General features: G+C 51.0%; 8 protein-coding genes. 3 read left to right on the forward strand and 5 right to left on the reverse strand.

What is annotated here, in order from left to right:
* Window positions 1-268 precede the first annotated feature (268 nt).
* Window positions 269-1,756, reverse strand: a complete 1,488-nt coding sequence (locus JFU37_RS23375) for a YfjI family protein (RefSeq protein ID WP_201119350.1) — start codon at window positions 1,754-1,756, stop codon at window positions 269-271.
* A gap of 6 nt (window positions 1,757-1,762) precedes the next feature.
* Window positions 1,763-2,050: a helix-turn-helix transcriptional regulator gene (locus tag JFU37_RS23380; protein ID WP_242485794.1), complete on the reverse strand. Its 288-nt coding sequence runs from the start codon at window positions 2,048-2,050 to the stop codon at window positions 1,763-1,765.
* A gap of 626 nt (window positions 2,051-2,676) precedes the next feature.
* On the opposite strand from JFU37_RS23380, the gene JFU37_RS23385 reads away from it, so the two are divergent.
* The 3 genes from JFU37_RS23385 (at window position 2,677) to JFU37_RS23395 (ending at window position 4,592) form a co-directional block, all read left to right on the forward strand.
* On the forward strand, window positions 2,677-3,006 hold the full coding sequence (locus JFU37_RS23385; RefSeq protein WP_201119352.1) for a hypothetical protein: 330 nt from the start codon (window positions 2,677-2,679) through the stop codon (window positions 3,004-3,006).
* Window positions 3,007-3,073: 67 nt separating this feature from the next.
* Window positions 3,074-4,042 carry a DUF932 domain-containing protein gene (locus JFU37_RS23390; protein ID WP_201119354.1) on the forward strand — a complete coding sequence of 323 codons (969 nt, stop codon included), beginning with the start codon at window positions 3,074-3,076 and terminating at the stop codon, window positions 4,040-4,042.
* A gap of 247 nt (window positions 4,043-4,289) precedes the next feature.
* Window positions 4,290-4,592: a hypothetical protein gene (locus JFU37_RS23395; RefSeq protein WP_201119356.1), complete on the forward strand. Its 303-nt coding sequence runs from the start codon at window positions 4,290-4,292 to the stop codon at window positions 4,590-4,592.
* 56 nt (window positions 4,593-4,648) lie between these two features.
* On the opposite strand, the gene JFU37_RS23400 is transcribed toward JFU37_RS23395, so the two are convergent.
* Genes JFU37_RS23400 through JFU37_RS23410 form a run of 3 tightly spaced genes read right to left on the reverse strand, consistent with a single transcriptional unit; the run spans window position 4,649 to window position 12,648 of the window.
* Window positions 4,649-6,715: a 3'-5' exonuclease gene (locus JFU37_RS23400; RefSeq protein ID WP_201119359.1), complete on the reverse strand. Its 2,067-nt coding sequence runs from the start codon at window positions 6,713-6,715 to the stop codon at window positions 4,649-4,651.
* A 58-nt stretch (window positions 6,716-6,773) separates the two neighbouring features.
* The gene (locus tag JFU37_RS23405; protein WP_242485795.1) at window positions 6,774-9,584 is read right to left on the reverse strand and encodes a site-specific DNA-methyltransferase; all 2,811 of its coding nucleotides are present in this window, start codon (window positions 9,582-9,584) and stop codon (window positions 6,774-6,776) included.
* A gap of 1 nt (window position 9,585) precedes the next feature.
* Entirely contained in the window at window positions 9,586-12,648 is a 3,063-nt protein-coding gene (locus tag JFU37_RS23410) for a BPTD_3080 family restriction endonuclease (protein ID WP_201119361.1), read from the reverse strand.
* Window positions 12,649-12,822: the final 174 nt, after the last annotated feature.

Genomic DNA, 12,822 nt, shown 5'->3' on the forward strand with positions numbered 1-12,822 from the left:
GAACAAGCCAACGATAGTTAAACACTGCCAAGCCTAATAACCGCCACCTTCACAGCACCTTACAGCCTTACAACCTTACAACAACTCTAATAATCTTGTATTTGATTCTTTATAGCCCTACACAGTTACACTCTATAATTAAATAATACTCCATAATTGACCAGCTCAAAAAACAAACAATAACGCTAGTGAACACTATAAAATCCTGTCAAACACATCGCTGTATTTAAAATAAGTTAGTACCCAAAAAGCCGGAAAACAACTAAAACTATATTTGATTGAATGACGCCATTTGCGGCATCGGTTGATGGTGTTGGAGCCATGGCGTCACATCTATATACACAGAGCCCTCCATAACACCTAATGAAATGCGTTCGTTATTACGAAGCACTTCCAAAGCACGATCCAAGCGGTCCTGCTTCCGCAGCTTATACAGGCCATGCTGAAGAAGATGGTTTTTACGGACTAAATGGTTCCCCGAGTTCCGGAAACGGTTCAGCCAATTATCCAGCTCACACGCATCCAGCTGCTCTTGCGCAGGAGGCATGAAGAGTTTGAGGAAGTCGTCCGAACACGATTCACAAAAATAAATGGCGGTATTCAGCGTGCTTAATGCGATATTACCTTCGAGCTTTTCGAAGTAATGAAACAAAGCCGCTACTCTGGCGATGTTGTCTGCCAGCTTTGACGCATGATCCCCAGCACCTTCAAATTGACCGCTTGGACGGATGGCCATCTCAATGGCATTTACAATTTCATGCCAGCGGTCAGAAGCTTCGGCGCTGAATTCTATTACCTGTTTTTTTTGTGTGGGCTCTTCCAGCAAAACGACATTCTGCTGAAGTAGCTCAGTTAGACGCTCGACGAAAAGGTCGCGATGCTCCCATGACGCCGTTGCATTGAGGGGCACGCGGAAGCCCTGAGTCGACAGGGGATGACAAACCAAGAAACGTGCCCACAATCCCGCACCACGGGACGTTTCGCCTCGACGTTTCATGTAATCGCTGACAGCACTCTCTTGCGCCATGACCGACACGGTTAGGCGAGCCTCGTTCAGTACAAAGCTCTTGGCAGTCTTACGGTCTACGGTGATGGAGTCACCGCTCCAGATGGCATTCATCTTTGACAAATCGTTCAGGACCCGACCACCTAAAATCCCACCGCCTTCGCTGGATGTCAGCCCAGCCGTTGGCAGGTTTTCGTGCAGCCCTAGAAACAGAGCCTCAGAAGTGGAGTCTTCATAAAGGAGCTTAAATTCCTTAGGCTCGACAGGCTGGTTCTTTTGGTGCGCCAATAACTGCTGCTCTTCGTCTTGGGTCGGCTGTCCTTGGTCTGCCTTTTTGTTGATGCCTTTCAGCATCGCCTTACGTCGAGTCACCCAGATATCGTACTTAACTTGCCACTGCTGCACTTGGCTTTGGTAAATAAGGCTGTGTTGCTGCTGGAAAGCGCGAACCGGCCTGAGAAAAACATTTTCCACCGTGGATTTGCGCTCCCCCGAGTTGGCGATAGCCAGTAACATCAATGAGGTTGGCACTACCTGTCCATTCGGTTTACAGACATCCACCAGCCCCTGCGACACGAGAGCAATCGCTGTTAGCGCACTCGTAAAAATGAGCGGACGAGGAGCCATTATATTGTTTTGAGCTTCGTCAACTGCCCCTCGCAGTAAGGGCAAGTCCATATTAAGCCAGAGCAGCTGAGACGATATACTCATAGCCGGTTTATAGTTGAAGTGCATGTCAATGTTCATCATGGTGCACTATGCGGCCGAGACATTGCGCTTGCCGACCTTGCGGTCAACTTTTGCAAATAAATCAGGGCTATTGGAGCGAGACGAATTCACACATTGTTCAAGCCATGCGTTTACTTCTGCATCCACCCAGCGCACAGCCCCATTACCAAGAGGGACCTGCGTGGGAAAGTTTGGATCATATTGTGTCGATTTCGAATCAAGTTTCCCATAAATGGTGGAACGAGATAATCCCGTACGCTCAATGACTTGTTTCAAGCGAAGCATAACCAGCACCGGGGTGTTTTGACTGAGCATCTGTTTGGACTCCTTAGGATTAACTGGAGCCCATCCTAGGTAACGAATTTCTAAAACTGAATTCCGTTAGCGTAACGATTGCTAACGTTAGGGACTGGCGACGCTCACACTTGGCGCAGGTCCCGTTACGGCGGAGCTTTCTGGAGTATTTAGGTGTCGAGGGAGCTGAGCGTGACAGGGTGGCGTAACGCCCCATCTGGCAGGATCGAAGCTGGAGGACAGAGCAGAAACAGTGACGGGGGATCGTCACGCAACTGCTATTTCTGCTACGAGTAGCAGAAATAGCAGTAAGTTCAGACCGCCCCTTCCTGAAATATTCTCCCTCCGTCACCGTAACGCCTCACCTTCAGGACCAGAAGTACTCTCCAACTTTATGCCTGAATGAGTTCAAAGCGCAGAGCATTGTGCTTGTGTTACATGGTCACAATTTAAAACCCAATACTTGCTAAAACGTTGATGGCGTAACACTTCGATACAGCCCCGCAGCCTCGATATAAAGCATGGTTCAAGCATTGCAACTAAAAAAGCCCACTGAAAATATTTTCAGACCTATATCACCTAAATGAACGCTCAACCATGAGCGAATCATTAATCGTTTGCGCGTGAAATAAAAAAGGAACTTCTGTATGTCCAACTTATGCCCTAACTGCAACTCCGACCGAGTGGTCACAAAAAATATTGGAAGAAAAACGGGGGGAGTCATCGGATCTGTGAGTGGCGCGGCTAGTGGAGCCGCTGGAGCCTTATCAGGCGCAGAAGTAGGCGCGACCCTTGGTATCGCCGGTGGGCCCGTTGGCATCGCTATCGGAAGCATTGCTGGAGCTATTTTCGGCGGACTGTTTGGCGGAGCCGCAGGCGGCATTGCTGGGGCAGCGATTGGCGAACAAGTTGATGAAAAGATCTTGGATAACTACCAGTGCTTGCACTGCGGTTACACGTTCAGTACCAAAAACTAAGTAACAAATGCCAGGCGCTGTTCTGCTCCAGAACGGCTCCACCATCCATTATTAAGCAGGAATCACCATGGCCCACTTCATTGAGCAAATGGCTTACGTTGGCGCTACTCCCTGGCATGGCCTGGGCAGTCAGCTCTCCCCCAATCAACCGCTGGAAATCTGGCAGAGCGAAGCCGGTATGAACTGGCAGATTCAGGAAAGCCCGGTTCACTTCAAAGCCGATAATGTCGGCGACCTCGGCACCATTCACTCGTTTGCAGAACAGAAGGTGCTCTTTCGCTCCGATACCAAAGCTCCACTGTCGGTGGTCTCGCAGCGCTACCAGGTTGTCCAACCCCGTGAAGTCCTGGAGTTTTACCGGGACCTGACCGAGCGTTCGGGTTATGAGCTGGAAACCGCTGGAGTACTGAAGGGAGGTCGTAAACTCTGGGCACTAGCCAGGACCGGACAGTCAACCGCTCTTAAAGGTAATGACGTGGTCAACGGTTACTTGCTGCTGGCCACATCTTGTGACGGCACGCTTGCCACTACGGCAACACCGACCACTATTCGTGTGGTCTGCAACAACACGCTGACGATTGCTATCAATGGTACCAGCCAGGCGATCAAGGTGCCGCACAGCACTCGTTTCAATCCGCGAGCTGTTAAGCAGCAGTTGGGCATCACCGTTTCGCAGTGGGACGACTTTATGTACCGCATGCGCACACTCGCCGCACGCCCCGTAAAAGCCCAGGAAGCCAAGGACTACCTGCGGAGAGTGCTGTGTGACGTACAGTCGGGCACCCCAGAGCTGACTGGGCTCTCAAATGAACGGGCCTTAACCAAGGTACTGAGCCTGTACGAGGGGCAAGGACGGGGGGCGGAACTGGAGGCGGCTAAGGGCACGGCCTGGGGCTTACTCAACTCGGTCACCGAGTATGTCGATCACGAGCGTCGCGCACGGAGCAACGAGTACCGCATGGACACGGCGTGGTTCGGTCAAGGAGCTGTCATCAAACAACGAGCGCTCAACACTGCCCTTCAACTGGTAGCCTGAAGAGTCGGTCCCTTTAAAGAGTTTCGCCGCATCGGTTGGCAATGTTTTCAAGCGGTAGTGTGTTGCCCTCAACACATCCGATCATGAGCACCCATGAGAGGAGGCTCAAGCCTCTTCTCAACTCAACGAAATAGTCAGTGTTTAACCTTTTCTCCTCACAGAGGCTTAATCGCAATTCTACAGCCTCATCCAGAGCGCGGCGTCTTACGTCTGGTATAATTCTGCCGAACTCACAGACAAGATCCCTATGAAACTCCTTAACACCTACGAAGATCGCGATGACGCCGAAGATGCATCGCAAAAACTCATCGGCGAGAAACGACTAGCCAGCGAACGCGATGCCACTGTGGTTATTTACAATCTGTTTGGCATTCCGAACTGGGGCAACTTCCACCGTCTAGGCATGTACAACCTCACTGAGCTCAAGCTCTTACTTGAGAGTCGGGCAGATTGGCAGTTAGCTGATCAAGCTCGTTATGTTGAAATTATCACAACACTGAAAACCGTATCCAAAAACTACGGCATTGAGGTTCCAGCACACTGGCTGTGAAGCAAGTCCCAATTCGACTTAACTAGTGACTTGCTCCGAGCAACGAGCAGCCAAACTTAAACCATGTCCTCCAAAAACTCAGAAGGAATGCCACCACTGGTCACTAACAATCTGTCACGGGCTCTCGTACAAGCTACATAAAGAAGCTGCCGTTCTGTTTCGTAAACCTCCTTCAGATCGGCGTCGTCAGTGACGTTTTCAATACGTTCCTGCGATGGGATGACCTCATCATCACAAACCATTACAGCAACAGATCGAAACTCTAAGCCTTTGGCCAGGTGCATAGTTCCGATAGAGACATAGCCATTCGCTGTTTCAACATGCTCATCAAGTAGCTTATAAGCTAATCCTGCTGCCTCAACTGCGTTTATCGCGACATCAATCTCCGCCCGAGACCGCACGAAAACACCCATTTCATGAGGCTTTACACCTTCACTCAAAAGACTTCTTAACCATTGCGCTACATAGGCACACTCATCAATTTCAGAGCTGAAGCTATGAATTTGTGGCTTAGGTCCATTAAAGACCGATACCGTGCCACCACGGCACTCAGTATTACCATCCACATCGGAGACTTCCGGGCCTAGCAGCTTGTCTGCTTGCATGCGAATTTGATGCGACGTTCGATAGTTAACCTGAAGCGTACGAGAGCGGCCGCGAACATCAACGCCCAGGGACTTCCATGAAAATGCTTGCTGAAAAATGCGCTGTCCAAGATCACCAGCAAAAAACAGCGCATTAGGTCGATTACCGCCCAGCGCGGCAAGAAAGCGCAACTGCGGTACATTAATATCCTGCGCTTCGTCCACCACGACAAACTCGAATGCCGGATTTTTACTTTTTTGCGCGTGTCCCGACAGTTGCGCAAACATTTCAGCCGAGGTTATTAGCTGTTGCTTTCCGAGAGCATTTAGCACCCACTCAAATATATTCCACAATAACTGCCGCTGTATCTCAGGCAGGCGCGTCTTACGGCCAAGCCGCTTAACATCGCGATAAGCCTCCCAGCTTTTTAGTTGCCAAACATCAACAACTTGCTCCCACTCCGCTAACAAGAAAGACAAACTGAATTTGTGCTCGGCTACCAAGCTGGACGCCTCAGTAATCAGTTTCAAAAGCTGGGTTTTCTTGACCAAGTTAGCCTTGCCAAAATTTCGCTCAAATAACCTTTGGCCAATCGAGTTCATTGCATGAACTTCCAAGCGCTCAGCCAAGCGTGGGTCGCTGCTACACAAACGCCGCAACTTTGAGTGAAGGGCATTCGCCAGCGTGTCTGAAAAAGTGGTTAGCAATACCCGCGCATCAGGGTTGTGGCGTGCAAGAAATACCGCGCGATGTAGCGCCACAATAGTTTTCCCGGTGCCAGCAGAACCCGACACACGTACCGGGCCACTGTAATCGCGCTCAACCATTTGCTGCTGAGCGGGATGCAAGAATACTGTCCATTTCTCCCAGGGATAATCCAGTGCTTGTGTCAACGCGTCGACGTCCGCCATTACCCGGAAGCGGCGCAGTGCATCAGGGTGAGCGAATGGATCATCACCCACAACAGGTCGTGAAATAACCGGAACACCGCCGGTCGCCAACTCCAAAAGAGCCTCAGCTGCCTCGGCGGGTAGGTGATCGGCCAACTGTAACAGGGTATCTTCATCCGCCTGTTTTACGTCCGCCAGCCACTCTGTTGGCACGCCATAGCTCAGCAGTTGATCCTCAGAAATACCGTTGAATAGCAGCGGCTTAATCAGCTCCTGCTGGACATATTCAACAAACCTAGGAACTACTACCTCCTCTACCCTCTCGCGAATTTCCACCAGCTGCGCCGCACCCGTTTTAGGGTGGGTCTCTAGCTTGCGCCTTTCCGCCCACTGATAGGCTTTGTCGTGGTGATCGACATAGCACAGCAGTAGGCTGGATTCAGTTTTATGCACGATCAGACGAATATCGGCGTTTACCCGTAGCGACCAGAAGTTTTTATCTTTCGACTTTTCCAGTTTATGAAAGCTCATGCCGGTACTGGCAGGATTAATCTGCAAATCGAAAGCCGTGGTTTTCACGGCTTTCTGCTCGTCACCCGTAAGGCGAGCAAGGCTGTCAGTGAACGTGTCTGCGATGCGAAAATTCATGAATATGCCTTTACAAGTTTATAAGTCGCCACATCGTATTGCGTGCCACTGCAAACCATTAACTCACCCGATACACCTTCATAACTTCATCGCCCAAATGGTTGATGACCTTCACCGCTATTCGACCATTTTTAGGCTTATCAAACGACCTTGAGGTATCGCTGTGCAGTGACTCCCAAGCCTCTTGATTGATCTCAGCTTTCAGCGTGGTTTTCAGGGCCTTGTACGGATCGTTCGCGCCGAGGAAGTAGGCGTGACGAACGAAGAAACTCTCTTCGTTGTAGTCAGTATCGATAAACCAACAAGCAATGCCATCGGCACCGTCGGAACGGACTTCGCCAGTATTAGGATGAAATACGTCCACACCATTAACTTTCACTTTGACTTTACCGTCATCGGTAGAAATGATGTCGATATCAGGTTCACCGAAGATCACAAAAAGATTGCCTTTGCCGGTGTTCTTGAGGTCTTCCGCCATATGCAGGTCAGCGTTCATGCGCGCCTTTAGCACTGGAATGCGACCTAGCTTACCGAACTCGGTGGATTGGGCATCGTAATTGAAGGCGCAAGTAATTAGCACATCAAAATCAGAATCCCCGGCTTCACGCGCAGCGGATACAAGATCAGGGCGCGATACGGTTCCAAACTCGGGCCCGATGAAAATGGCGGCACGACGCTCGGCATCACCTTCCATATAGCGCCCTTCGGCACAAACCAAATCACCCGGCCATGGCGTAAGTGAGGTGAAGTTAATTTTGTTTTCTTTATGCGCCTGTTGCACGCCGGAAGTTTTAAGGTTTTGCAGAATCATCTGCACAAAATCGCGTTCTTCGGAATACTCACCCTGCTTCTTGCCAATGCCATCGATCAGCTCGTCGTTTTCATCCACTGCTAGTACACGGTGTGGGGATAAGCTTTCGACGGTGAACGGCCCGGCTACCCGCACTTTTTTCTTATCGCTGTAGGGCTTGTCGTAGAGGTACTCGAACTCAGCCTTCGCAGCGATGGATGCGTCGATTTCCTGTTGCCGGGCGATACGGGCCTGCCACCAGTCGGCGTGCAGCTTCAAAGCCGCGTCGGGCCACTGGACCTTGTCTTTATCTGAAGGGCCCTCGCGCGGAATCTCCCACTCCTGCCAGGTCTGCTTTAGCGCTGCGTTCAGCTTCTCCCGCAGCGGCTCCAGCTTCACCTGCCACTGGTCCCAGATGACATCAATCTCCGCATTGTTGGCAATAGCCCCAAGCGTAATATGCGGCACACGCTCATTGACGAAGCCGTGGCGGATGTTGCCTTGCACAGGCTGTGAACTTGGTGTGGTGCGGGTGACCTCGGCTTCCTTGAGCTGGCCTTCGCGGGAATCGGCCAACAGGTAAAACGGATAACGCGCGCCCATGATACGGGCACGGGCCAGGGCCAGCGCCACGCGAGAGGTGTCAATCGTGATCCAGCGGCGCCCCCACTGCTCAGCGACGGTGGCAGTGGTACCGGAACCGCAAGTTGGGTCGAGCACGAGGTCGCCGGGGTCGGTGGTCATCAATATGCAGCGTTTCACAACTTCTGGGTTCGTTTGCACGACATAAACTTTGTCGTCGTTAAAACTACCTGTGATAGTGTCGGTCCAAATATTGTTTGTTATCGAGATCGGGAAGTCTTCTATGAAGCTCCGAAACTGAATCGACGCCTTAGTAGACTGAACCCGGCTTGCTTTTATAGCTCGCAGCAACCCATCGACCTTGACTTTCCAATGGCTGTTCGAAGGAGGAAAGTAACTTTTTTTCTGAAATTCGACTGACTGTGGTAATGCGGCCGCCCCCTGAGAAATTAGACTAACCAAGCGATACTGGCGGAAAGTCTTGTCAGCAGGCCCATTTGCCGTCTCCTCTGCAGTCAAAATGGAACGTGACACACCGTCTTCAGATAATGCTTGGCGATATAAATCTAAACTCTTGAGCTCTGATTTAGACTTGAATAACCCGCGATACTTTGGAGTACCATTTTTTGAATACCAGAGAATCGTATCGACCACAGACGGAAGATAGTTTGATGTCGCGTAAGGCGCAGTTTGAAAGTTGATGTTCGCGATGAAACAACTATCCCCAAATACCTCATCCATCAATGCCCGGACCCGGTGGACATTTTCATCACCGATTTGCACAAAGATGGAGCCGGAATCGGTGAGAAGATCGCGGGCGACGGTGAGCCGGTCACGGAGGTAGGTGAGGTAGCTGTGGATGCCGTCGCGCCAAGTGTCGCGGAAGGCTTTTACCTGCTCGGGCTCGCGGGTAATGTGGTCAGCCTTGCCGTCCTTCACGTCGCGGCTGGTGGTGGACCACTGAAAATTTGAGTTGAATTTAATACCATATGGTGGATCGAAGAAAATGCACTGCACCTTGTCACGTAGACCTTCACGCTCAGCCAGGCTAGCCATTACCTGGAGAGAATCTCCTAGGATCATACGGTTGGCCCAATGGGCATCGTGTTGGTAAAACTCAGTTTTAGCGTTTTCATCCGGCAGGCCGTTGAAATCGGAAAACATATCGTCCATTGCACCGGATTGCTGTTGCTCACCTGCTTCAGTGCGGCGCAACAAATCGTCGATCAACACCTTTGGATGCACTTTGTCTTGAATGTAAAGTGGTGGTGCATTTACCACCAGATCAGACCAGTCCTGCTCATCTTTACTGCGCCACACCAGTTGTGGATCCAGATCGGTATTGCGTGGATACTTAACCTTCAATGTAGCTTGATCGGTTTTCTGTACCAAAGACTGGTATTCCGCGGTAGGAATATTTTTACGCGTGGCTTCATCATGTTTGATAGTTTCGACGGAAAGTTTGGATGATGATTTTGTGCCAGTAATCTTGGCCATGTTAGTTTCCTTGCGCCGGCGCGTTGGCAACGGCTTCGATCATTTTGCTAAATTCGGCTTCTACTTTTTGGGCAAAGTCGTCCTGCATACCGAATACATCGGTAAACTCAGCAAAAGCCCAACGGCCAAAAGTGCCGAGATTGTTCACTCCCGGTACCCAGTAGACATCCATGGTGTTCTTCTTCTCTTTAGCATCTTCGCGGCGGTAGCCTTTGATTTCGACGACCAAGTTGAGCAGATCACCGTCACCACGACCATCGTCCACCCGGACGATAAAGTCGGGACGGTATTTACGCATTTCAGAAGCAAAACGATAGGGCACTTCAAAGCCCAGACTGTGATTTTTCACATAGGCCCTAACCTGCGGGTGTGCTTCGGCAACTCGACAAAACTCAGCTTCCCAATCACTGTCCAGAATCACCCAGTTGACATGACATTTGTCAGCCTGCGTTTCCCAGCGCTCGGTTTTTGAGGTATTGAAACTCACGCTCATGGTTGAGCCCATGGGGTTGTACGCCTCAAGCACCGCCTTGATCGGTCTCGCCCCCATTTCAGCGCGAGTAATGGCCGTTGTAATGCGCTCGCAGGCGATGTCGGCCAGGCTCTGAAACATCAACTGCGCAGGATAGGTGCCACCCTTACATACGAGGCAGGTATCCAGCCACTTCTTGGTGATACGTTTCAACTGACCAAATAAATGCAATTTGGCTTCTTCACCGGGGTCACGCCATTTGGTGTAGAGCAACCGCTGGGTTAGATGAAACAGCAACGTGGACAGGCGCATGTCACCCGTGTGAGCGAGGCTAAGGTCTGCAGACTCCCCAATGATGCCTTCGTTGCGAGTTATCGATGGGCCGACCAACTCAGGTGTCAATTCCAGTATGGAGTCAACATTGAATACGGCTGTGAGCCGTTCCTCTGGCAACTCCACCCGGTAGCCCGCTACGCGCGGAAACTGGATTTCCAGAGAGTCGCGAATCGGACGCATCGCTTTTACGTGAATGGTTTCGCGGGGTTTTTGCGGCGGAGCGATTACCGGTTTGGCGGTAAAGTCGAAAGGTATGCCGAGCACATCGGCGTATTCGACGTTGAACAAGCCTTCTTCATTGAGCTCATAAGACTGGCGGCGCAGCGCACGGCCAATAACTTGCTCACACAGCAGTTGTGTACCAAACGCGCGCACACCCAGCACATGGGTGACGGTGTTGGTATCCCAGCCTTCGGTGAGCATCGAAACAGAAACCACACAGCGAATTGATTCGCCCAGCCGGCCTTGCTTGCCGACGGTGTTCATGACCTCGCGTAGCAGCTCCTGATCGGTGATGTTATTGGCTGCCTGGATGTCACCTGTACGTTCGCGAATTTCATCGCGAAACCGCTCAATTTCATCGGCTGCCATGCTGCGAAAGTTATCGTCCAACGCATCGCCCGACTCTAGCTGTTCACTATCGATCAGCAGCGTGCGCGGCCGCGAAATAGGATTGTCATGCTCATCAAAATTGCGGAATAGCTCCAAGCGACCATTGACTACATTGCTTGAGCCATCATCATTTTCCCGCGTAAAGCCAGATATGTAGTCGTACACCAGCTTGGACGTCGCGGTATTGTTACAGACCACGATGAAGCACGGCGGCACGCGGATGCCGGCTTTACTCCAGAGGTCATAGGTTTTTTCGTAATGGCCGTAAAGTGCTGCCAGTGCGGTTTGCAGCTCGACGGGAATACTGAGCGGATCGAGTGTGCCGCTGGACTTGCGATTGCTCTTCGGCATTTTCTTACCGATATGCTTCCACAACTCACGGAACATTGGCATCTCGCTGCCGGGGATGTTATCCGCGACAGGCACGCGAGGCAGCTTGACGATGCCGCACTCGATGGCATCCATCAACGAAAAATCGCACATTGCCCAAGGAAACAAGGTGCCTTCGGCATAGCCTGAACCACTCAGAAAAAATGGCGTAGCAGAGAGATCCAATACACGCGCTACACCAAGTTTGCGATTTACTGCCTCAATACCGGAAATCCACAACCGTGCCGCTGCATTGTTTTCTTCAGCTTCTTTCTTTTCGTCGCCCTTCAGGCCGTCATCTTCGCCCGGCTTTTCCCGGTAGCAGTGGTGCGCTTCGTCATTGATGACCAGTACGTTTCTCATGCCCATCAACTCAGGCATTACCCGCTGAATCATCTGGCCTTCGGTTTCTAGGGTAATGATGTCATCGCCCGTCCGGCCTTTAAGAAGGGCACGGCCACCCTTGGAAATATCGATGCGCTCACGCAGTTTAAAGGAATGGTAGTTGGTGATAATGATCTTTGCTCGATCAAGATCGGCGAGCATATCGGCAGGCACAATTTCACGGCTTTGGTAATAGCTGTCTGGGTCATTCGGTTGAAGCACACGTAGGCGGTCTTTAATCGTCAGGCCAGGCGCGACAATCAGAAATCCACGGGTAAACAACTTGCTGTTCGGTTGGCGCACAGCATTGAGCGTTTGCCAGGAGATCAGCATTGCCATCACGGTGGTTTTACCTGCGCCCGTAGCCAGCTTGAGCGCGAGTCGCATCAATTCGGGGTTAGCGTCGTTATTAGCACCTGCTAGGTGATCGAGAAACTGTTTACCGATCCTGCCCATTTTGGGCGCGACCTCAGTCAGCCAGATGGCAGTTTCCGCCGCTTCGACCTGACAAAAGAAGGGCCGCACGCCATTGAACTGGTGATGCCGCCAGTGCTGAAGTAATCGAACGGTTTCGGGAGTTACATTCCAGTCGCTCGGACTCTTCAGATTGCGCCAGGCATCGAGATGAAAACGCAGCTCGTTAATGATTGAGATCGGATCGTACTTTTGCCCGCCGTTTGAAAGCCCCATAGACTCATCAAATAGATCAGCCGTCTTGCCACCCTTCTGCTTCTTGGGCCTAGGAATAGGCGTGACAAATTCAGCTCGGCGGCGGTTATCGATGATCTGCTGAGTTGGCTGACCTTCAACAAGCTCCCAGTGACGCGCTGGGTACTCATAGGGCGAGTTGAGAATAGGCTTCTCGAAAAACTGATTGTTTTCATTCGTCATCGTGATCGAGCTTCCCTATCAATATTTGAGTCCAATTCCCTAATGATAAACTATCCGACCAAGCAATCATGCCGGGTATAACAATATAAATTGTCTAGCTTTTTTCAATAATCTACTAACCAACATTTTATTAGTCGACTGACGAAAACTCTTGAACGACTGCCCTAAACGCAG

The organism is Pseudomonas sp. TH41 (genome assembly GCF_016650695.1).
Taxonomy (GTDB): Bacteria; Pseudomonadota; Gammaproteobacteria; order Pseudomonadales; family Pseudomonadaceae; genus Aquipseudomonas.

Coding starts and splice junctions, on each gene's coding strand:
- JFU37_RS23395 (WP_201119356.1), top strand. CDS start 4,290: ATGAAACTCCTTAACACCTACGAAGATCGCGATGACGCCGAAGATGCA.
- JFU37_RS23390 (WP_201119354.1), top strand. CDS start 3,074: ATGGCCCACTTCATTGAGCAAATGGCTTACGTTGGCGCTACTCCCTGG.
- JFU37_RS23400 (WP_201119359.1), bottom strand. CDS start 6,715: ATGAATTTTCGCATCGCAGACACGTTCACTGACAGCCTTGCTCGCCTT.
- JFU37_RS23380 (WP_242485794.1), bottom strand. CDS start 2,050: ATGCTCAGTCAAAACACCCCGGTGCTGGTTATGCTTCGCTTGAAACAA.
- JFU37_RS23375 (WP_201119350.1), bottom strand. CDS start 1,756: ATGATGAACATTGACATGCACTTCAACTATAAACCGGCTATGAGTATA.
- JFU37_RS23405 (WP_242485795.1), bottom strand. CDS start 9,584: ATGGCCAAGATTACTGGCACAAAATCATCATCCAAACTTTCCGTCGAA.
- JFU37_RS23385 (WP_201119352.1), top strand. CDS start 2,677: ATGTCCAACTTATGCCCTAACTGCAACTCCGACCGAGTGGTCACAAAA.
- JFU37_RS23410 (WP_201119361.1), bottom strand. CDS start 12,648: ATGACGAATGAAAACAATCAGTTTTTCGAGAAGCCTATTCTCAACTCG.